The following is a 19,500-nucleotide window of genomic DNA, read 5'->3' on the forward strand; positions in this document are numbered from 1 at the left end:
CATTGTGACACTCGCTCCCACACAAGCAAACACACCATCGACGACCAGACCTCCTAGAATGGTGCATCATGAGTCGTTTTTCTGCGCTACCTACAAGCTGGCCGGTCATCTTGGAACACGAAGACCTCATCCTGGCCCCGCTGCGCTACACCCATCGCAAACAGTGGTTTGAGGTTCGCAGACGCAACTACGACTGGTTGCAACCCTGGGAGGCCACTGACCCCACCGGCACCCACCAGGCCATGTCCTATTCGGCAATGGTGCGCGCCCATAACCGAGATGGGGCAGCCGGCGTTTCCTATCCCTGGGCGATTTTTACAAAGTCCGGACCGGACCAAAAACACCAATTGGTCGGTCAAATGATCGCAGCACCCGTGTTGTGGGGATCTATGCGCACGACGACGTTGGGGTACTGGGTGGATCAGGCCCATGCGGGCCAGAATATTGTGCCTCGGTCGGTTGCCTTAGCCAGTGACTACTTATTAACTCGAGTGGGTCTGCATCGCATTGAAATTAATATAGTGCCGGATAACGCCGCCTCCATACGCGTGGTAGAAAAACTCGCACTCCGGTCAGAAGGAATCCGAAAAGACTATATCCACATCAATGGAACCTGGCGCGATCACGAATCATTTGCTATAACGCGAGATGAATTACCACCCGGCGGGCTCTTATCCCGGTTGACATAACCATTTATCTGGTCAAACCCGGCAACACACGACCATGAAATCGACCACTTTCAGATACCGCAGTATATCGTAATAGGCGTGGACACTCGCATCCGAGAGCTTGAAGAGTCGCTAGCCGCTACGCTCGGATTTCTTCCCGAAATCGATATCGCCACTTCGATAGTGGTGGTGGTTGTAGTCGTAGCCGGCTTGACTTTGCTTGCCCGACGACCGGATGTGGTTCTGCGCACCCGTCAACGACGTGAATCCCGCCAACGAAGGAAAGCAATGCATTCTTCCCCCACTTCGACGCACTCCGGCGGCACTGGATTCTCAATTCGCTGGGGCCGCTTAAGTATTTTTGCGCTCGGAGCCCTCTCACTGATCACCACGCTGATTGCCGGCCTCGCCGGAATCTTTGGTGCAGGAACCTGGCTACTGGCCGGGATCTGTTTGCTCATCACCGCAGGATGCTACGGTATCCTGCGCGGTTTGGTCATCTTGGACTCCAAAAAGCGCGCCCGCGAACGCGAACAACTCACCATTTCTGAAGGCCTTGAGACCTCCATTGCTACCTACACCACGGATCAACAGCGCCTAGCTTCTCTGGCTCACCGCAATGATGAAGTTTTTGACTTTGCTGATGAACCAGAACAGCAGCAACAGGCCATCGAAGAAGATACCGAAGAGCCGGTAGCGGATGCTCCGGCCCCGATTCCGGCCCGGATCCCGCTGCCACGTCCGATCTATTTGGACGCTCCTGAAGTGACTCGTGAAGCACCACAGCCAATGGAAACACCACAGGAGCCCACTCCAACGCGCGACGTGCAGCTTTCGGAAGGCGTCTCAAGCGAATACCAAGAAAAGATCGCCGAAAAAGCCAACACCCGTTTAGACCTGGACAAAGTTCTCAACCGTCGTCGGGCGATCTAAGGTCTAGCGCAAAATGTTCACCGGTGGGTTTGGGCCATTTCAGGCTACCCAACTCACCGAGTTGCTCAGTGACGTCCTGAACCGCTCGGGCCGTCAACTGCACCACGCCGTACTGCGTGACGTCCAATACCGCAGCGGTCACTACTATGCCATTGTGGAAGCCACCGTTCGCCTGCCCGGGGGAGAGGCGAGCCAAGCTTTCTACGGTATGACAACCGCACAAGTACCACTTGACGCCGTCGGCTATTTCGCCACCATTGCTGATATCGACATTTTTGTGTGGCAACACCCCGCTGATCCATTGCTGCCGGGTTTACGATTAGCTGCCACGCCGGCACAGGTTCGGGAGCATTTCGCTCCCGACAGAGAATTAACCGCGTTGAGCGCAGTGATTTACCGGCCACTGAATCGCGCGGTGTTTCAAGCTCGACTGGCACCCACGAGCGCCGGTGGACTCAGTGACACGCTCTTTCTGAAAGTCCTACGCTCGGGGACCGCCCAACCGGTCTACGCAATGCATCAGCTGCTGGCTGCAGCACACGTTCCGGTGGTGGCTCCGGTAGCGGAACCAGCCTCGGACGTCCTGGCGCTGGCAGGCGGCAGGGGCATGCCGCTGGGCGACTATACCCGAGCCGAGGGGGCACATAACCGCTTTGATCCCCTGGAGCTGATCGATGTGTTGGATCGGTTCCCCGCAGAAGTCATGCAACAACCCCAACACGCCTCCTGGGCGGATCGTCACCAGGAATTTATAAGCTCCGCACGGCGCGCGATGCCACAAGAAAGCGAACGGGTCACCCGGTTGGGTACTAGACTCGAACGCGCCCACGACAATATCCGGCTTGGACCGATTGTGCCCACCCATGGTGATCTGTATGAGGCTCACATTCTGGTGGATCCCGTCACCGGTAAAATACAACACCTCTTAGATGTTGATGGGGCAGGTCCCGGCTATCGGGTGGATGACTATGCATGTTTGGTCGGACACCTAGCGGTCTTGGGGTACAACGATCCGCAACCGTGGGGCTGGCAAACCGCTATGGTCACGTTCCAGCGCCTGGCGGAGCATACTGATCCCAGGACCTTGGCGGTGCGAGCCGCGGCTGTTGTCATCAGTCTTATCCCGGCGTATCAACCCGATGCCGATGCCCAAGCCCGGGGCGCAGCGTATCTGACGATTGCAGAAGCCCTCATGGATCTGGCCTAGTCTTCGAAAAAGGCCTCGGCGATGAAGTCATATTCCGGATCCAATGGCGCATCGATGCGAATCCGTTCGGCTTGCCGGCTCACTCGCTGGGCTTCAGTCTCATCGCCTTGACCTCGCAGCGCAGCAGCAAGCCCCAGCAGGGCCGCCTTGCGCAGTTGCGACTTGATGCCTTCGGCATCGGCAATCGTGGAAAACAGGGTGATGGCCTCAACCCACTTGTGTTTTTCGATCAGAAATTTCCCGGCCAGCAACTCGCAGCAGTGGCCCATAGCCAGCTCTGCTTCATCCTCAAACATGTCGGCGGCCGTCAGCGCGGTGGCCACAGCTTTATTCGTTTTGCCAAATATCGCATAGGCCCGGGCCTTCAACCGGGTCAGATCTGCGGCTACATACCGCACGTCGTCGTTACTAGCCAGCGTGATCGCCTGATCATAGAGTTCCAGACCCTCGGGCTTGGTTTGTTCGCACAACAATTTGGCAAGTTCGCGCAACCCTTGGGTTTCGACAATCGGATCCTCGGACGCCTTGCCCATCTCAACGGCCTGACGCAGCAGCTCCTCGGCCTGGGCATAGACCTCGTCATCCTTGGTTTCAGCCAGCTTCATCCCGGCAGCCAGACTGGTTCGGGCGGCCTCGCGAACACGATCGACCTTGAGAAACGCATCAATGGAATCCCGCCAGTGTTTTACGGCGTCCTGATAACGCTCCTGACGGCACACCGCATTCCCCAGATCAATCAAGGCATGCGCTAGCACATGGTGGTTGCCGTTAAGCCGTTCACGAGTCACCAGTCCGGACAACACCTCTTCGGCCTCGGTCACTTCGCCGGCATCCAGCAGTTGGTGTCCCAGTGCAGCAACCAGGCCCGAGGTTTCTTCGACCTCACCCTGTTCTGCCTGATCCACCGCAACCCGCCAGGCCAATACGGACAGCTGGTGTTTCTCCGCGCGACGGGCAACCGATGCCACCAGCGACGCCGCCGAGGCAGCACCCGGACGAATTTGCAGGCGCGCATAAAGTTCTAGGGCGCGCATGCCAAACGTGGCGGCTTGTTTCATGTCATTGCGGTGATGAGCGATAACTGCCTGCATCATCCACATCGCGGCACGCACAGCCCGGTTGCAGCCGGAATCTAAAATCGCCTGTGACAGCTCATCGGCGTCATCCACCTCTTCATTCATGAATTTCAGGTGGGCCAAAAACATTTCAGTATTCGCCAACGAACCAGCCGAGAGTCGGTAACCGGCTTCAGCACGACGACGCTGCAACGCCACGGCTTCGTCGATTGATGCCAGGGCCTCATCGGCTCGCATCTGGCTCATCTGATGCACAGCGAGACCAATCAGAACATCGGTCAGTACGGTATCGATGGAGTCCAAAGAACGCTCTTGCTCGGCGACGCCCTGTAATACGGTGGCAGCAAAACCATCAGCTTCGGCAAACAAAATCGAACCGAGCTGGTCTTCCATTTCGGCCTGATGCGTCTGGCCGAGCGAGCGCAGCAACTTGGTGCGCTGCTGGATGGCATTGTGCATGCCGGTTTCGTCTTCAAGTTTGTGATGCACGCTCGACAGCAGCCGATACAAACCGAGCTTAACATCAGGATTGGTACCGGCACTGGCTAAGCCATGCGTGGCGCAGGCCAAGGCACGGTCTAAGTCATCGGCATAGGCGGCTTCGTGTGCCAGGTCTAACCAGCCACGAGCAGTATGTGCGAATTCTTGGTTTAAATCCGTTACCGTCGATCGATTGCCCAGTAATGCCCGAAGCTTCGGTTCGACAACTGAGGGGAGATGAGATTGGCTGTCTGGTCCATCAAATTCAGCCGACGACGACGAGAATTCCATGACTCATAGTCTAGTGATCACTTTGAGTAGGTTGCGACCACTAGACTGAGAAAATATGGATTTTCAGTGGCGACCCGCGTCTTATGCGCTAATTACGAAACAGGATGACGTTTTGCTGAGCTTATGGGAAAGCTCGGTCGGATCTTTCTGGACTTTACCCGGCGGCGGTATCGAATTTAACGAACAACCCGAGACCGCATGCGTTCGTGAAGTATGGGAAGAAACCGGCTACAACGTTGCTCTCACAAGGTTCTTATCAGTATCTACACACGTTATTCCCAGGGAGAAACGGGTGCCGGGACAGCACCTGCCGCTGCAAATTTTGCGGCTGTTATACAGTGCCCAGATCGTGTCTGGAACCCTGCGTCCAGAGGTCGGAGGGTCCTCTACAGACGCCGCCTGGATCCCAATCAGCCAGTTGCATAATCGGGACGAAACCAAGGGGCATCGGGTCTCGGAATGGGTGGAAGAAGCCCTGAAGATCTCGGAGCAACTTCGTCGCACACCACAGGAGTCATAACCACGTGAGGAAAGCACATAGCTTGCGCTTGGCAGGCCTGGCAGCGGCCGCGTTGGTGGTCGTTGGCTGTTCGGGACAGGCTACCGTTGAGACGAACCAGCTAACGATCATGACCACATCACTCGCCCTGGATGAAGCCACCTCGTTAGCGGTGGCCGAATACTTGCAGACCCATGGCGTCGAGGTAGACATCCAACACCACCATGCCCCCGCGCAGGTGTTTGACGCATTAGAGACAGAAACCCCAGAAGATCACGCTGTTATGGGGATCGTCTCGGCGCCTCAAGATCAACAGGCGGAAGAACGCACCGTTGAAGTACCCGAAGACGTCGAGATCGTTGCTCAAGCACCGGCGGAACTGGGGTTCGTGGCAAGTGCCTCATCGATTACGGCGGCAAATTTTGCGCGCACAGTGGTGAACGCCGAAGATCCCGAAGAACCGATGGTCGATGCCTGTGCACAACAGACCTGGTTTCACCCACAACTGGCCGAAGAATCCCTGGATGTCATCAGCGATGCACTGGCCGAAGAAGGATGTGAACCCACGTTTGAAGCTGTGGAAACACTCAACGCTGAAACGTATGGTTCACTGATCGAACAGTTGATTGTGGAACCAGACACGGTGGTCATGCTGCGCGGCCTGGACCCGGCCATCAGTGACCAAGGGCTGGAGACCTTGGACGTCGAGACACAACACTGGCCCAATAGCAATATTGTGGCCGTGTCAGGCACCGAAGTCGACGAAGCACTGGCCGACCAGGTCAGTGCAGTGCTCGACGTACTCGACAGTGAGGCGGCAACGACCTTATTGCGCGGCTACTATAATGCTCAGACTTCCGTTTCGGATCTGCAATACGAGGTCGATGATGCGATCCGGTACTGGCTTGCCCAGTCGGATCTGATCGATCCGGATACCGTGATCAATATCACCGACGACAATGAATAGTTGTCATCTACAATCGACCTAAACTCAAAGGTTTCAGGAGGACCGGTGCCCCGCACTTACCGCGACATTCGCCAATCATCGAAATTACTCAACGTTCGTTATGACGTGCGAGGTCCCATCCTGGAAGAAGCGCAACGTTTAGAAGCCGCCGGTCAGCGCATCATGCGCCTGAACATTGGCAACCCGGCACCATTTGGTTTCGAAGCGCCCAACGAGATCCTCAAAGACATGATCGCCAACCTGCCAGATGCGCAGGGATATTCTGACTCCAAGGGCATCACCTCTGCCCGTCGCGCGGTGTCGCAGTACTACGAAACCGAAGGCATCATGGATATTCGTAGCGATGACGTATACATCGGCAACGGCGTTTCCGAAATGATTTCCATGGTCTTACAAGCACTACTGGATGACGGCGACGAAGTACTCATTCCAGCTCCTGACTATCCGCTGTGGACCGGGGCAACCACCCTGTCGGGTGGCCATGCCGTGCACTACCGCACCGTGGAAGAAGAAGGCTGGGTGCCGGACCTAGAGCACATCGAATCCCGAGTCTCGGAACGCACCAAAGCCATCGTGATTATCAACCCAAATAACCCAACCGGGGCAGTCTACGATCAAGAAACGCTCGAAGGCATTTTTGAAATCGCCCGCCGTTACGGGCTCGTGGTCCTATCTGATGAGATCTACGAAAAGATCCTGTACGAAGACGCCAAGCACATTCACGCAGCCTCAATTGCCGACGACGTGTTAGTCCTGACGTTCTCCGGGCTCTCCAAGGCCTATCGGGTAGCTGGCTATCGTGCCGGCTGGGTGGCCGTGTCCGGGGCAAAACACCGTGCCACCGATTTCTTAGAAGGCCTGACCCTGCTGGCCAATATGCGTATGTGTTCCAATGTGCCGGCCCAGCACGTGATTCAAACCGCCCTGGGCGGTTACCAATCGATTAATGACCTGATCCTGCCGGGCGGTCGACTCTTAGAACAGCGCAACGTGGCCACGAAACTGTTGCGCGACATTCCGGGTGTCACAGTCCAAGAACCGCACGGGGCACTGTATGTTTTCCCGAAGCTGGACCCGGAACTGTATCCGATCAAAAATGACGAAAGTTTCGTGATTGAGCTGCTCCGTCAACAACAAATCTTGGTGTCGCACGGTGGCGCGTTTAACTACCCGGATACTGATCACTTCCGGCTGGTCACCCTGCCATCGGTGCGTCAATTGACCGATGGCATCGGTCGGATTGCGGAGTTCTTAGAAGATTACCGCTACCGCCACGCCACCGTGTAGCTTCGCCGCGCACGGTACATAGCCGCGGTAGAAACAAAGCCTCTGGTAGTCACGGGGTTGCCGTAACAATGTTTAGTCGCGGATCGGTTCACCTCCTGGAGTCACGACCCACCAGATGTCGTTGACGCCTTGTCCATTGGTGTCGCCGGGGTTTTCATCGGCAACGTAGTAGTACATTGGCCAGCCATTCAGGGTGAGCTGTGGCTCGCCGTTGGTACCTGTGATCGTATCGACCTGGCCAGTTATACCATCGACTTCCGTGTCCTCACCGCCAGGAACCGCAGGCCAGTTCCGTGCACACTGCCCTTCACACGTCGAGGTTCCCGAACCCTGTTCGTCGCTATCGAATTGGTAGAGGGTCATGCCGTCGCCGTCCACAACAATGGTGCCCAGATCAGTTTCGGTGGTCCGCAGGCCAGCATCACCAGTGACCGCATTGGAATCGTCCGGTGATGCCGGTGCACCATAGCCACCCCCGGAAGTGCCTTCACCTGTTGGTGTGCCGTCGCCGCCCGGAGAACATGCTGTCAGCCCGAGCAGGGCCACGGCGATCGCGGCGAGACCTACCCTATATTTGCTCGTCATGGTTGGTTCCTCCTGATGTCATCGTGCCCACGTGGATGTGTCAAGCTGCTGCTCTACGGTGGACTACTCAGAACACGCTGCGCACGGCTATTCGGTTCACTGCCATCGGCACTTAATTCAGCTCAACCGGTGCGGTGAGCACCGTGTCTCCCGTCGACGTCACGACGCTCAGTGACGCAATATCTTCGAGGTCTACAGCGGTGGCTGACTCCAGATTCACGACGTCGTCAGAAACCGCTTGCCAGGTCGAAACCTGGGTGGTGGTGCCGGTATTGTCCGTGACTAACAGCCCGTACCACGGTGATTGGTATGAATATCCAGAGTTCGGAGGGTAAGCGCATTCAATGGCCAAGCGCGTGCCCCAACTAGCCGGTTCCAGGTCAATGTCAACGCTCATAGTTGTGTAGGTGTTCGCCGCCGGTGCCAACGCCACAGAGACGTTAGCGTCAGGCGTTCGCACGAGGAGCGTCGCGGGGATTCCAATGACCAGTGCGAGCACGGCGGCAGCAACGGCGATCCTGCCGAGAAGCGCACGACGACGCGTACGGTGTTGCGCTTGTTTTAGCAGCAAACCTTCCATCAAGTCCGCGGGGGCAGGTTGCTCTGGTTTTTGGGACGGTGGCTGCGTGATCCGTGCCAGCAGGCCGGGTAACGGGACGAGTTCGCCCACCGCATCCCGGCAGATGGAACACTGTTCAAGGTGGTGTTCGTAGTCATGGCGATCTGCAGGGGTCAGTGCACCGAGCACAAAGGCCGCGTCCCACTGTGCGAATCGTTCGTGTTCCTGGTTGCTCATCGTGTCACCCCTCTTTCCTGAAGTGCCAGGCGCAAGGCACGTAATCCATAGTGCAATCGTGATTTCACCGTACCTTCGGGGATCCCGAGTTCGGTAGCCAACTGGGCGGTGCTCAGACCCCCATAAAAGGCTCGGATAACCACATCACGGTGGTGATCGGCCAGCGAGTCTAGAGCATCGGTGAGCAGCATCTGATCGAAAAGCTGTTCGACCCGATCTGCGGAGAGGTCCATCTCCTCATCCATCTGGGCCGAAGGCACTTCTTGGTGTCGCCCTGCGCTGCGCGCCCGATCGATAAACAGGTTCCGTGCCACCGCGAACAGCTAGCCTCTCATGCTGCCCACGTCGTCTTCTAACAGGTCTGGTTTCCGCCAGGCCCGTAGCAGGGTTTCCTGAACGATGTCGTCGGCATCTGCGGGTCGATTCGTCAGCGAGACGACGTAGCGCCACAGCACCATTGCATACTGATCGTGCATCTCGCGTAAGGAATCAGCACGGCGTTGTTTGGCCCCCGGCCGTGCCGGCCGGAAGGTTTCCTCCGGTTGTTGCTCGCTCATGCTCATACCACGATGCCGTGTCGCCGATGGTTCACTGGGCAAGTGAACTTTTCACCGGTATCCAGCGTGTCAGTAATATGAATAATTTTACGGAATTCTTTGGGTTGCCGCTGCACCCGTTATTGGTCCACGCCGTGGTCGTCCTCGTGCCGTTAACGGTGATCGCATTGTTGCTGGCGCAGTTTTGGCCACGAGCCAGACGACGCCTCGGTGGGGTAGTGCCCATCAGTGCGTTGGGCGTTGCAGCGCTTGTACCGGTGACGATGGCCGCAGGGAAATCACTGGCCGACATCATTGGGCCACTGCCAGCCGTGCTGAAACACGAACGGTATGCGCAAATGTTGCTGCCCTGGTCTATTGGTTTGGCTGTGGTCGCGGTAATCCAATGGATCTGGTTCCGGTGGAGCAAAGCGGCCCTGCACCAAGCAGAACGATTCCGCACCGCAACGACTGCCGGGGTTTTGCTGACGGTCGCCGTCGTCGTGGTTTCGCTGGGCAATCTCACAGTGGTCATCCTGACCGGTCATTCTGGCAGTCGCGCCGTGTGGGGAGACCTTATGCCGTGACATAACGACTGCAGGACAGTCCGGCTACGGTGGAGGTCGAGGTGGGTTCACCCCATCACAAGCGATGCGACCTAGCCGGCGTTGTTCGCGTCTGGATCTTGCTGATCCTGTTGGGTTTGGGCCCGGACTTCTTCAAGTTGCGAGCGGGCACCTTCCAGCCACGCCTCACAACGGCGGGCCAGTGCCTCGCCACGCTCCCAGAGCGCCAGCGACTCTTCTAGACCGGCGCCGCCGGCTTCAAGTCGTTCCACGGTTTGAATCAATTCGGTACGGGCTTGTTCATAGCTCATCGCATCGATATCGGAAACATCCGCGGATGAGAAGCCTTCAACGGCAGGTTGTGGTTGTTGATCGGTCATGGAGTTACTCCTTAGATGTTTCGGTTACCGAAGTCGTGGTGGCAGTCAGCCGGCCGGCTGCAACCAAAATATCAAGATCATCGCCCACTGCGACTCTCGATGCATCACGCAGAATCGAGTTGTCGTGCTGGACCACCGCATAGCCGCGATTCAGGGTCTGTTGGGGCGACAGCGAACGGACTCGGGCTTTGAGTTGTTCGATGTGGTCGGTGGCCCGGTGCAGTTGGTGCCCAAAGGTCGCTCGGGAACGGGTGATCAGCTGGCTGATTTCTTCGGCCCGCAATTGGATCATAGTCTCGGGTTGCGCCATAACCGGGCGAGACCGCAATTGGGTGATCTGTTGGCCTTGGACATCCACGAGGCGCTGCACTGCTTGGGCCATGCGGGTGCGCACATCGGTGATCCCGGCCAATTCAATGGCAGCATCGGGCACAATGTTTTTTGCCGCGTCAGTCGGTGTGGACGCCCGGAAATCCGCGACGTCATCCAGGACCGGCCGGTCGGCTTCGTGACCAATTGCTGAGACCACGGGAGTGGTCAGCTCAGATACCGTACGCACCAGGGCCTCATCCGAGAACGGCAGAATGACTTCTTCTAATGCCCCGCCCCCGCGGGCTACCACAATGACATCGACACGAGGATCTTGGTCTAACACGTGCAGAGCTGCGCTGACCTCATCGGAAACTCGGGGGCCTTGCATTGCCGCATGGATGACTTCGAAGCGGGCCACCGGCCAGCGCAGCCATACGTTGCGTTGCACATCGTGCATTGCATCTGAATCACGTCCGGTAATCAAACCAATGGTATTTGGAAGCACGGGAAGTGGTTTTTTGCGCTCTGGAGCAAAGAGTCCTTCTTCGGCCAGCGCTCGGCGCAGTCGTTCGACGCGCGCCAATAATTCGCCGATGCCAACCGGTCTCATGTCATTGACTACCATGGTCAGCCGACCGGTCTTGGTATAAAAGTTCGGCTTGACTAATGCCACCACGCGGGCGCCTTCTTTGATCGAAGGATCCAGACCATTGGCGGTGCGAGCCCATGCCACGACGGGCAGTGACATCTCAACGTCAAGATCGCGCATGGTCATCCACGCGTGGCCGCGGCTGACACGGTGTTCGATGAGCTGGCCTTCAACCCAGGTGGGGGAGACCCGTTCAATGTAATTTTTCAGATTCTCCGATAGTCGCGCCAGTGGCCATGGATTATCTGGGGTCGTGTCAGCAGCAAGCTGCGGCTGAGCTGGCCCATTGGGGGCTGGAATGTGTTCAGACATATCTACCACTTACACTAGATTTGGAACATCACGATGATGTCACACCCACGACATTGTGAAGAGAGCAGGATTTACGAATGCGTAACTTCTTGGCGGTTATATTAGCCATCATTGCCGGTATCACTGCTTCCTTTGGGCTGGTTTCGTGGAAACTGAGCGAACTGATCCATCAGCCCCAACCTGTCCAAGCTATCTTAGGTTCTGGCCCAGCGGCTGAAGAATTTAAGGCAGCCGTACCCGGCGCGGTTGGGAATCTGGCCACCGATACTACCGGGGTCGCGCTCGTGGACGATGCCTTGAACCAGGCCATCTCGGAAGCGTCTGCACGTATTGTGTCACATGAAGATTTTGACGCCGCCTGGTCCGAGTCGCTGGAACAAACCCGTCTGGGATGGCTTGATGACATCACCGGGCTGCGTGAGCGCATGGAGGCCGGAGAATCGATTCCAGAAAACTCCACTGAAGCACAACTGGTTCTGCAATTGGGGCCCGTCACTGACCTCACCTTATCGATGATTGAAGATGCCGTGGCCGAAGCCACCGCCGATCTGCCGGGCGTTGAAGCCCCGTCATTGCAGTTGGATACCGAATCGGAAACATCGATTGCTACGTCAATTCCACCGGTGAGTCTTTTGACCGCTGAACAGGTGGTCATGGTCGAAGAATTGATGACCATGTGGCCAGCGATCCTGGCGTTGGCAGCGATTATCTTTGTGATGGCGTTAGTCGTTGCTTCCTGGGGCAGTCGTTGGATTGTCTGGTTGGTGACCGGTCTTGTCGCCGCGGTGTGCGGTGCAGCCATCAAACTTGGGTACACATGGATGCAAAATATCATTCTTGAACGCACTGAAAGCGACCCGAATCTGACCTTGGTGCGCCCGTTATTGGACGCCGTTGAGAGCTGGGCGGATCCGCAGCTGCTGGTCATGGTTGCTGTTGCCATTGGGATGGCCCTGTTGGGTATCCTGGGCGGTTTTATCTCAGCGAATCGTCGTCGGTCCTAGCGTTCCTCCCGATAGCGGACCGCTGTTTGCCCATCTGGAGAATTCACCTGGGTATCGGGGCCACCTGGCACAACATCGGTGTTCTGTGCTGATACCGCTCGCCAATAGTCTCCTTGGTCATCATTCAAGCGCGTGACGACAAAGCTAAAGACCGTGCGGCGGTCTTCGGCTACCTGGCCGTCTGGAGTGTTTTGCCCGGTGACGGTGACTCGCGCATGGACGACGGCGTGATCCGCACCCAGCATGCGGATTTCGGTTCGGCCAACGTTCATGGTGGACCGGCCAAAAATATTGGCGAAACCAAATGCGTGGGCTGTTCGGATGCGTTCTCGAGTAGTCCACCACAGGCCCGTGACGTTGACAAAGTCGGCGTCGTCGACAAATAGCTCCGCCAACGCATTGGCATCGTGGGCGTTCCATGCCTGTTGAAAGCCGGTAATAATAGATTTTGGTGATTGCCGATCCATAGTCTTACTCCGCTTTGGTACTGCCAACGGTTGCATCAATATTGGCCTGCAGCTCCGGTGCGGTGACATCCCGGGCGGTCTGCTGCACGGGCTCTGCAACAGCGATCGCATCGAGTGAAGCATCGAGTTCTTCAAGACGACGTGCAGAGGGCAGCACGCGACCCTCCAGTGTCGCCATCATCGAATTGAACCGGGTGACCGTCGTGTTAATGGACTTGCCCAGTGAATCCAGGCGACGTCCTAATAGCCCGAGACGCTCGTAGAGTTCGCGGGCCGAAGCAAACACGGTTCGGGCGTTATCCACGAGGTTTTCCTGCTGCCAGGCATATGCCACCGACTTCAACGTTGCCAGCAGCGACACCGGCGACACCAGGGCCACCCCCTGGCTAAAGGCATGGTCCAAGAGTTCTGCGTCGGCTTCTAGGGCTGCCGAGAGGTGGGATTCCGCCGGCAAGAACAGCAACACGAGATCCGGGGTGTTATCTAATGCATTCCAATATTTCTTGGTGCCTAGGTCTTTGACATGTGCTCGAAGTGCTCGAGCGTGGGCCGCTTCAAGTTCGGCACGACGCCGTTGGTCTTCTTCAGATCCGTCGGCCGGGATTTCGGCGGCTTGCAGAATTGCCGACATGGGTGCCTTCGCATCCACGATCAGGGATTTGCCACCCGGTAAGTGCACCAGCATGTCCGGTCGGAATTGTTCGCCATCACGCTCAGCGGTGTTGACCAACAGGCTGACTTGCTCTTCAAAATCCGTGTGCTGGAGCATGCCTGCGGCTTCCACGATGCGTCGCAACTGGACTTCACCCCAGTGCCCACGAGCCGATGACGAGCGCAGACTGGCCACCAGCTTCTGCGTATTTTCCAACAGTGCAGAATCGGTGAGGTGGGCGGTGCGTAATTGCTGAGATAGCTGACCGTACTGTTGTCCACGATCGCGTTCCAACTGAGCCACCTGGGTACCCAGGTGATCTAACTGTTGTGACAGTGGGCCCAGCATCTGCACGATCTGATGCTGCGATTGAAACTGCTGACGATCCTCGGTGCGTTGGCGCTCCAGTAGATCGGCACGAGTCTGAGCGGTGGCCAACTGCTCTCGCAGTGCGGCCTCAGTAGTGCCGTCTGATGGTCCACCTCCGGTACGTTTGCCAACCACGTAGCCGCCGATGAAAAACAGTACGGCAATCAAAATACACAGCACAATCGCAGTCGAAATCTCCATACCTCTAAGACTTGCACATCGGAGGGACAAGATAAGCCGGGCGCGCTGGCACCGCCTCGGGTGTGCCGCCGATAACCGGTACTTGCAGTACCGGTAAATACTGGCACAATGTAACCTAGGCAACATCTCGATGAATGGAGTACTTTGTGGCAGATTCCAGCTTGCACAACAAGACCGTGTTGATCTCCGGCGGTAGCCGCGGCATTGGCCTGGCCATCGCCAAGCGTCTCGCACAAGACGGTGCAAATATTGTCCTACTTGCCAAAACCGCCCAGCCGCATCCGAAACTACCCGGAACCGTGTATACGGCCGCCGATGAGATCCGTGAGGCTGGGGGACAAGCACTGCCGGTGGTGGGAGATGTTCGCGAAGAATCAGATGTCCAGGCCGCCGTGGACGGTGCGGTGCAAGAATTCGGCGGCATCGACGTCGTCATCAATAACGCATCGGCGATCAATCTGGAGCCGGCAGCCGATATTGAGATGAAACGCTACGACCTGATACACGACATCAACGTCCGCGGCACATTCCTGCTGACCCGAACTGCACTGCCACACCTGAGAGCTTCTGCTGATCCCAGAATTTTGAGCCTGTCGCCACCGCTGAATATGTCACCGAAATGGTTGGGCGCAGCCCCGGCTTACATGATGGCCAAATACGGGATGAGCCTGGCTGCGCTGGGCATCGGAGCCCAGAACGCCATCCCTGCGACCTGTTTGTGGCCCAAAACCACCATCCAGACCGCAGCGGTGCAGTATGCACTGGGCGGCACCACGATGTATGAGCGCTCGCGGACCCCGGATGTCTATTCCGATGCCGCCCATGTCGTGTTGACCGCTGAGCCAAGCCGATACGCCGGTCGCACCGTGCTGTGTGAAGACGTCCTCGAAGACGCCGGGGTCACGGATTTCGCCAAATACTCGCCCGGTGTGGATTCAGCGGACCTCGAAAAGGACATCTTCGTGGACTAGCCAGTCAATAGGCTTTCAGCTAGCGGGTGTGCGGCACTTTGCGTTCATATCGTCGATCACAGGAGGCATCATGCGCGAATTGACCTTAGCCACGTTAGGCACAACGGTCCAAGAGCATGACACGGTGGTCGTGGATTTCTGGGCACCCTGGTGTACCGCCTGTGCACGGTTTCGTCCTATTTTCGCCGACGTCGCAGAGCAAGTAGACGACGTGCAGTTTGCCACCGTCAATACGGATGAACAGCAAGATCTCGCTGCCATCATGGGCATCCAATCGCTGCCTACGGTCGTAGCATTTCGCAAGGGCAAACACGTCTTTGCCAAATCAGGCGTGACCACCCGCAGACAATTGGCAGAGATCATTGAACAGCTCAAAATGATCCAGCCAGAAAACACCTCGAACCTGGCATAAGAGTTATCCACAGTTTCGCCGACACGACCTGCGGGCCGGCATAGCTGCTGTCAGAGTCGTGATCATCCACACCATTTCTAGGCAAGGAGATCATGATGGACCGTCAAGCAGGCACCATATTCCGGATTCGTGAATTCACTCGGCGTGAGAAAACCTGCATCCGCCAGGACGTTAAACGTTTCGAGAAAATTGGGCGAGACCATCACTGCCAAAGTCTCGATGACTATGCCAACTTTGTGCGTGAACGCATGAAGCGCACTGTCGACGGTGAATTCACGCTCAAATCCGTGATGCTCATCAGAGGATTCATCGCGTATTTTGGTGATCGGCTCATGCGCGAAACCAAATTGGCAAGAGTTGCGACAACGCTTGAATTGGCGCCTGGATGGCTTTTGCGGGACGCAGCGACGTTCCAGACAGTTTTTGTAGGTGATGTGATCGTCGATTGCCTCCTGACAGACGATCTGTGGGCTCCAACCTTGGATGAAATCATGGATGAGTTGATCGATTGGAATTACGGATATTTAGATACCGAAGATGTTCCGACTCCGTATGTGTGGGATCCCAATACCGGACTACAGAATTACCTCGCAGCCTGACATCTCGGTCAACCCCTGACGCCATGGCCCTGCCTCGCTCGGGGCACCGTGCGTTGTCGAAGACGGGCATGTAGAACGAATTTGTGGAAAGGTTGAAAGCCAGAACCTTTTCATTCAGTTCATCCTCTGCACATCGAAAGCGAGGCGCAGCTAGATGCCAGAACACGAACGCCACCATCACGACGTCCACACGACCCAAGAACATGAGCATCATGCCGACCAAGACAACCACTCAGGGCATGGGCATCATGGCCAGGGTGATCATGGAGACCATGTAGGGCAATTCCGTCGGCTCTTCTGGATCAACCTGGTCATCGGCATTCCAGTGGTCTTGTTCTCTCCGATGTTTGGCCATTTACTGGGATATAACGTCCCGGACGGGGCACTGTGGATCGCACCGTTACTTGGCACAGTCATGTATGTCTGGGGTGGATGGCCGTTTTTGAGCGGTGCAGTTGGTGAGATCAAGGCCCGAGCGCCCGGGATGATGTTGCTGATTTCGTTGGGTATCACGGTGGCCTTTTTCGCCTCCTGGGCGGCGACCCTCGGGCTGGTCGCTGCTGATCTCGAATTTTGGTGGGAACTGGCGCTTCTGGTCGTGATCATGCTGCTGGGACACTGGATCGAAATGCGCTCGTTAGAGCAAACTACCTCGGCACTGGATTCGCTGGCGGCGCTGTTACCGGATGAAGCCGAACGTCTCGACGGCGAGGACATTGTCATCGTGACGCCAGACGAGCTGAAGGTCGACGATGTCGTGTTGGTCCGACCCGGCGCTAGCGTACCGGCCGACGGAGAGATCCTCGATGGACGGGCCGCTATGGACGAGTCGATGATTACCGGTGAATCACGACCAGTTGGCAGGGGCATTGGATCCTCTGTCACGGCAGGAACCGTGGCCACAGACTCTGGAATCAAAATCCGAGTGACCGCCTCGGGGGACGACACGGCGTTGGCCGGTATCAACCGGCTGGTTGCCGAAGCTCAAAGCTCATCATCACGAGCACAACGCCTTGCAGATCGCGCAGCTGCATTACTGTTTTGGTTCGCCCTTGCTGCCGCTGTGATGACCGCAATCATCTGGTTCGTTGTCGATGGCCCTGAAACTTCCGTCGCCCGAGTCATTACCGTCCTAGTCATTGCTTGTCCTCACGCACTGGGGTTGGCCATCCCCCTTGTCGTCTCGATTGCCACGGAACGTGCTGCACGAGGTGGGGTGTTGATTAAGGATCGCTTGGCATTAGAAGCGATGCGCGAGGTCGATGTAGTGCTCTTTGATAAGACTGGCACGCTGACGAAGGGCAGCCCGGCTGTCACCGATGTCGTGCCTGTGGGCGAGTACACGCAAGATGAGGTTTTGGCACTTGCTGCGGCGGCTGAGACACCCAGTGAACACCCACTAGCGAAAGCTATCGTTGGCGCAGCGCAACAGCGCGGTCTCGACATTTCCCGTCCTGCCGAATTTTCATCGTCACCGGCAGTCGGTGTGTCAGCGATGGTCAATGCTCAGCACATCCAAGTGGGTGGGCCGTACATGCTGGCTGAAGCTGAACGCGAGGAAATTACTGTGGCCAAGCAATGGAAGACCGAAGGCGCCATTATCTTGCATGTGCTGTCTGACGGGGAAGTGATCGGAGGACTCAAGCTTGCCGATGAGATCCGACCCGAATCATACGATGCCGTCAAAGCCCTCCATAAGCTCGGCGTCGAGGTCGTGATGATCACCGGTGACGCCGAAGCCGTCGCTCAAAACGTTGGTCGACAACTCGGCATAGATCGCATCTTCGCAGGGGTACGCCCCGAAGATAAATCTGCCAAAGTCGCCCAATTGCAAGACGAAGGTAAGAAAGTCGCGATGGTCGGAGACGGTGTGAACGATGCCCCCGCATTAGCGCAGGCTGATGTCGGTATTGCCATCGGTGCCGGAACCGATGTGGCCATTGCCTCCGCAGGGGTGATCCTGGCAAGCTCGGATCCACGCTCAGTGCTATCAGTGATCGAACTGTCACGTGCTGCGTATCGCAAGATGAAACAGAACCTGTGGTGGGCTGCCGGTTACAACCTGCTGGCTGTTCCACTGGCCGCCGGTGTCTTGGCACCCATCGGATTCGTGCTACCGATGTCGGTTGGCGCAATCCTGATGTCGCTGTCGACTGTGGTCGTTGCACTGAACGCACAGCTGCTCCGCCGCATCGATCTAACACCGGAAAACAGCACAGCGTCTGTACTAGCTGCTTGATACCTGTCGAAGATAACTCCACACAATATCTTTGACAGAAATCAACGCGCTGACCTGTGTTGGTCTTCGGATAACGAACGAATAGCAGGACTCTGCTTGGCGAGGTCTTGCACCGTAGACAGAATGAGTTCCTGCATGGCCCGAGCTGCACGACTCAGGGTGACCTCACGGCGATGCGCCAATGAAATGGTTCGGGTGAGCGCAGGATCAGTGAGACGGCATGACACCAAGTTCGGCCGATCAAGCAGCACCGTAGCCGGCACCACCGCGACCCCAAGCCCACGTTCAACAAAGCGCAGCACGGCGTCCATTTCTGCCCCTTCCAAGACAATATTCGGTTCCAATTTTTGCTGCCGGTAGGCGTCCATGGTCGTCGCACGCAGGTCATAACTGTCGGAAAATACGATTTGTGGTAAATCGGCCAATTGCCGAAGCGTCAGCTGGTTTCGGTGCCTGCCAAAATGCCGTCGATCGGAAGCAATCACCACCAATTCTTCCTCGAGCAACGGGATATGATCCAGGCTCTCAGCCGACGATGGATCATGCTCAGAGGCGACCACAAGTGCTAGATCAAGTGTGCCACTATTCAACTCGTTCAACAGATGATGTGAGCCAGATTCCCGGAGATGCAGATCTACTCCTGGGTAATCACGGTGATAGGGTCCAACAGTCTCAGCCACCACTGAGACACACATGCTCGGGGGCGCGCCAAGCCGTACGCGGCCACGATGCAAACCGGCCAGTTCTTGCATTTGGAAGCGGATTTGCTCCGCATCTGCCAGCATGCGGGCGGCTACCGGCAACAGTGTCTCTCCGGCAGCTGTCAATGTGATGTTTCCCCGAGCGCGATAAAACAGTTCGGACCCCAACTCTGATTCCAAGGTTGAGATCTGCCGACTCAGGGTGGGTTGAGCAATGTGTAATTGCGCGGCTGCCCTGGTGAAGTGCCCTGTTTCGGCCACCGTGAGAAAACTTTGCAGTTGTTCAAGATTCATATTGATAGCATATCTGCATTGAATCAACTCAGATAATTCATTGGACT

22 protein-coding genes are annotated in these 19,500 nt (G+C 56.8%); 12 read left to right on the top strand and 10 right to left on the bottom strand.

Annotation, left to right across the window (positions count from 1 at the left end):
- The first annotated feature begins 68 nt into the window (after positions 1–68).
- The 3 genes from A6F49_RS13290 to A6F49_RS13300 all read left to right on the top strand — a co-directional run bounded on the left by A6F49_RS13290 (position 69) and on the right by A6F49_RS13300 (position 2,808).
- Entirely contained in the window at positions 69–689 is a 621-nt protein-coding gene (locus A6F49_RS13290) for a GNAT family N-acetyltransferase (protein ID WP_043058687.1), read from the top strand.
- Positions 690–767: 78 nt separating this feature from the next.
- Positions 768–1,601 (top strand): hypothetical protein, encoded by an 834-nt coding sequence (locus A6F49_RS13295; RefSeq protein ID WP_043058686.1) that lies wholly within the window; start codon positions 768–770, stop codon positions 1,599–1,601.
- 13 nt (positions 1,602–1,614) lie between these two features.
- On the top strand, positions 1,615–2,808 hold the full coding sequence (locus A6F49_RS13300) for a phosphotransferase (protein WP_043058685.1): 1,194 nt from the start codon (positions 1,615–1,617) through the stop codon (positions 2,806–2,808).
- Here A6F49_RS13300 and A6F49_RS13305 read toward each other — a convergent pair.
- Positions 2,805–4,655: a tetratricopeptide repeat protein gene (locus tag A6F49_RS13305; RefSeq protein WP_043058684.1), complete on the bottom strand. Its 1,851-nt coding sequence runs from the start codon at positions 4,653–4,655 to the stop codon at positions 2,805–2,807. The genes A6F49_RS13300 and A6F49_RS13305 overlap by 4 nt on opposite strands.
- A 55-nt stretch (positions 4,656–4,710) precedes the next feature.
- On the opposite strand from A6F49_RS13305, the gene A6F49_RS13310 reads away from it, so the two are divergent.
- Genes A6F49_RS13310 through A6F49_RS13320 form a run of 3 tightly spaced genes read left to right on the top strand, consistent with a single transcriptional unit; the run spans position 4,711 to position 7,408 of the window.
- Positions 4,711–5,175, top strand: coding sequence for an NUDIX hydrolase (locus A6F49_RS13310; protein WP_043058683.1), 465 nt, complete (start codon positions 4,711–4,713; stop codon positions 5,173–5,175).
- 4 nt (positions 5,176–5,179) lie between these two features.
- Positions 5,180–6,121 (top strand): LSm family protein, encoded by a 942-nt coding sequence (locus A6F49_RS13315; RefSeq protein ID WP_150119496.1) that lies wholly within the window; start codon positions 5,180–5,182, stop codon positions 6,119–6,121.
- Positions 6,122–6,166: 45 nt separating this feature from the next.
- The gene (locus A6F49_RS13320) at positions 6,167–7,408 is read left to right on the top strand and encodes a pyridoxal phosphate-dependent aminotransferase (RefSeq protein WP_043058681.1); all 1,242 of its coding nucleotides are present in this window, start codon (positions 6,167–6,169) and stop codon (positions 7,406–7,408) included.
- Positions 7,409–7,480: 72 nt separating this feature from the next.
- On the opposite strand, the gene A6F49_RS13325 is transcribed toward A6F49_RS13320, so the two are convergent.
- The 4 genes from A6F49_RS13325 to A6F49_RS18720 form a co-directional block, all read right to left on the bottom strand.
- The gene (locus A6F49_RS13325; protein WP_052504994.1) at positions 7,481–7,993 is read right to left on the bottom strand and encodes a COG4315 family predicted lipoprotein; all 513 of its coding nucleotides are present in this window, start codon (positions 7,991–7,993) and stop codon (positions 7,481–7,483) included.
- Between the two features lie 112 nt (positions 7,994–8,105).
- Entirely contained in the window at positions 8,106–8,789 is a 684-nt protein-coding gene (locus tag A6F49_RS13330) for an anti-sigma factor family protein (protein ID WP_052504993.1), read from the bottom strand.
- Positions 8,786–9,103 (bottom strand): sigma-70 family RNA polymerase sigma factor, encoded by a 318-nt coding sequence (locus A6F49_RS13335; RefSeq protein ID WP_327019968.1) that lies wholly within the window; start codon positions 9,101–9,103, stop codon positions 8,786–8,788. Before A6F49_RS13335 ends, A6F49_RS13330 begins: the two co-directional genes overlap by 4 nt.
- 9 nt (positions 9,104–9,112) lie before the next feature.
- Entirely contained in the window at positions 9,113–9,346 is a 234-nt protein-coding gene (locus tag A6F49_RS18720; protein WP_327019969.1) for a sigma factor, read from the bottom strand.
- Positions 9,347–9,423: 77 nt separating this feature from the next.
- Between A6F49_RS18720 and A6F49_RS13340 the strand changes: the two genes are divergently transcribed.
- The gene (locus A6F49_RS13340) at positions 9,424–9,912 is read left to right on the top strand and encodes a DUF2231 domain-containing protein (RefSeq protein WP_043058925.1); all 489 of its coding nucleotides are present in this window, start codon (positions 9,424–9,426) and stop codon (positions 9,910–9,912) included.
- A gap of 71 nt (positions 9,913–9,983) precedes the next feature.
- Here the strand turns inward: A6F49_RS13340 and A6F49_RS13345 are convergent, their stop codons facing one another.
- Together A6F49_RS13345 and xseA are read right to left on the bottom strand one after the other, a co-directional pair.
- On the bottom strand, positions 9,984–10,271 hold the full coding sequence (locus A6F49_RS13345) for an exodeoxyribonuclease VII small subunit (RefSeq protein WP_043058680.1): 288 nt from the start codon (positions 10,269–10,271) through the stop codon (positions 9,984–9,986).
- Between the two features lie 4 nt (positions 10,272–10,275).
- On the bottom strand, positions 10,276–11,544 hold the full coding sequence (xseA, locus tag A6F49_RS13350) for an exodeoxyribonuclease VII large subunit (RefSeq protein WP_043058679.1): 1,269 nt from the start codon (positions 11,542–11,544) through the stop codon (positions 10,276–10,278).
- A 77-nt stretch (positions 11,545–11,621) separates the two neighbouring features.
- Between xseA and A6F49_RS13355 the strand changes: the two genes are divergently transcribed.
- Positions 11,622–12,548: a hypothetical protein gene (locus tag A6F49_RS13355; RefSeq protein ID WP_043058678.1), complete on the top strand. Its 927-nt coding sequence runs from the start codon at positions 11,622–11,624 to the stop codon at positions 12,546–12,548.
- Here the strand turns inward: A6F49_RS13355 and A6F49_RS13360 are convergent.
- Together A6F49_RS13360 and A6F49_RS13365 are read right to left on the bottom strand one after the other, a co-directional pair.
- The gene (locus A6F49_RS13360; RefSeq protein ID WP_043058677.1) at positions 12,545–13,015 is read right to left on the bottom strand and encodes an SgcJ/EcaC family oxidoreductase; all 471 of its coding nucleotides are present in this window, start codon (positions 13,013–13,015) and stop codon (positions 12,545–12,547) included. The genes A6F49_RS13355 and A6F49_RS13360 overlap by 4 nt on opposite strands.
- A 4-nt stretch (positions 13,016–13,019) precedes the next feature.
- Positions 13,020–14,237: a DNA recombination protein RmuC gene (locus A6F49_RS13365; RefSeq protein WP_043058676.1), complete on the bottom strand. Its 1,218-nt coding sequence runs from the start codon at positions 14,235–14,237 to the stop codon at positions 13,020–13,022.
- A 134-nt stretch (positions 14,238–14,371) separates the two neighbouring features.
- Here A6F49_RS13365 and A6F49_RS13370 point away from each other — a divergent pair, with 134 nt between their 5' ends.
- The 4 genes from A6F49_RS13370 (at position 14,372) to A6F49_RS13385 (ending at position 18,458) form a co-directional block, all read left to right on the top strand.
- Entirely contained in the window at positions 14,372–15,208 is an 837-nt protein-coding gene (locus A6F49_RS13370) for an SDR family oxidoreductase (protein WP_043058675.1), read from the top strand.
- Positions 15,209–15,278: 70 nt separating this feature from the next.
- Entirely contained in the window at positions 15,279–15,620 is a 342-nt protein-coding gene (locus tag A6F49_RS13375; protein ID WP_043058674.1) for a thioredoxin family protein, read from the top strand.
- 92 nt (positions 15,621–15,712) lie between these two features.
- Positions 15,713–16,219 carry a hypothetical protein gene (locus tag A6F49_RS13380; protein WP_150119498.1) on the top strand — a complete coding sequence of 169 codons (507 nt, stop codon included), beginning with the start codon at positions 15,713–15,715 and terminating at the stop codon, positions 16,217–16,219.
- Positions 16,220–16,373: 154 nt separating this feature from the next.
- On the top strand, positions 16,374–18,458 hold the full coding sequence (locus A6F49_RS13385) for a heavy metal translocating P-type ATPase (RefSeq protein ID WP_043058672.1): 2,085 nt from the start codon (positions 16,374–16,376) through the stop codon (positions 18,456–18,458).
- Positions 18,459–18,499: 41 nt separating this feature from the next.
- On the opposite strand, the gene A6F49_RS13390 is transcribed toward A6F49_RS13385, so the two are convergent.
- Positions 18,500–19,453: a LysR family transcriptional regulator gene (locus A6F49_RS13390; protein WP_043058671.1), complete on the bottom strand. Its 954-nt coding sequence runs from the start codon at positions 19,451–19,453 to the stop codon at positions 18,500–18,502.
- Between the last annotated feature and the right edge of the window lie 47 nt (positions 19,454–19,500).

The sequence above is a fragment of the Enteractinococcus helveticum genome (assembly GCF_001657475.1).
Taxonomy (GTDB): Bacteria; Actinomycetota; Actinomycetes; order Actinomycetales; family Micrococcaceae; genus Yaniella; species Yaniella helvetica.

What these genes read in the sequence shown, in the direction of transcription:
- A6F49_RS13290 (WP_043058687.1), top strand. Translation starts at nt 69, where the DNA reads ATGAGTCGTTTTTCTGCGCTACCTACAAGCTGGCCGGTCATCTTGGAA.
- A6F49_RS13300 (WP_043058685.1), top strand. Translation starts at nt 1,615, where the DNA reads ATGTTCACCGGTGGGTTTGGGCCATTTCAGGCTACCCAACTCACCGAG.
- A6F49_RS13305 (WP_043058684.1), bottom strand. Translation starts at nt 4,655, where the DNA reads ATGGAATTCTCGTCGTCGTCGGCTGAATTTGATGGACCAGACAGCCAA.
- A6F49_RS13310 (WP_043058683.1), top strand. Translation starts at nt 4,711, where the DNA reads ATGGATTTTCAGTGGCGACCCGCGTCTTATGCGCTAATTACGAAACAG.
- A6F49_RS13325 (WP_052504994.1), bottom strand. Translation starts at nt 7,993, where the DNA reads ATGACGAGCAAATATAGGGTAGGTCTCGCCGCGATCGCCGTGGCCCTG.
- A6F49_RS13330 (WP_052504993.1), bottom strand. Translation starts at nt 8,789, where the DNA reads ATGAGCAACCAGGAACACGAACGATTCGCACAGTGGGACGCGGCCTTT.
- A6F49_RS18720 (WP_327019969.1), bottom strand. Translation starts at nt 9,346, where the DNA reads ATGAGCGAGCAACAACCGGAGGAAACCTTCCGGCCGGCACGGCCGGGG.
- A6F49_RS13340 (WP_043058925.1), top strand. Translation starts at nt 9,424, where the DNA reads ATGAATAATTTTACGGAATTCTTTGGGTTGCCGCTGCACCCGTTATTG.
- A6F49_RS13345 (WP_043058680.1), bottom strand. Translation starts at nt 10,271, where the DNA reads ATGACCGATCAACAACCACAACCTGCCGTTGAAGGCTTCTCATCCGCG.
- xseA (WP_043058679.1), bottom strand. Translation starts at nt 11,544, where the DNA reads ATGTCTGAACACATTCCAGCCCCCAATGGGCCAGCTCAGCCGCAGCTT.
- A6F49_RS13355 (WP_043058678.1), top strand. Translation starts at nt 11,622, where the DNA reads ATGCGTAACTTCTTGGCGGTTATATTAGCCATCATTGCCGGTATCACT.
- A6F49_RS13360 (WP_043058677.1), bottom strand. Translation starts at nt 13,015, where the DNA reads ATGGATCGGCAATCACCAAAATCTATTATTACCGGCTTTCAACAGGCA.
- A6F49_RS13365 (WP_043058676.1), bottom strand. Translation starts at nt 14,237, where the DNA reads ATGGAGATTTCGACTGCGATTGTGCTGTGTATTTTGATTGCCGTACTG.
- A6F49_RS13370 (WP_043058675.1), top strand. Translation starts at nt 14,372, where the DNA reads ATGGAGTACTTTGTGGCAGATTCCAGCTTGCACAACAAGACCGTGTTG.
- A6F49_RS13375 (WP_043058674.1), top strand. Translation starts at nt 15,279, where the DNA reads ATGCGCGAATTGACCTTAGCCACGTTAGGCACAACGGTCCAAGAGCAT.
- A6F49_RS13380 (WP_150119498.1), top strand. Translation starts at nt 15,713, where the DNA reads ATGATGGACCGTCAAGCAGGCACCATATTCCGGATTCGTGAATTCACT.
- A6F49_RS13385 (WP_043058672.1), top strand. Translation starts at nt 16,374, where the DNA reads ATGCCAGAACACGAACGCCACCATCACGACGTCCACACGACCCAAGAA.
- A6F49_RS13390 (WP_043058671.1), bottom strand. Translation starts at nt 19,453, where the DNA reads ATGAATCTTGAACAACTGCAAAGTTTTCTCACGGTGGCCGAAACAGGG.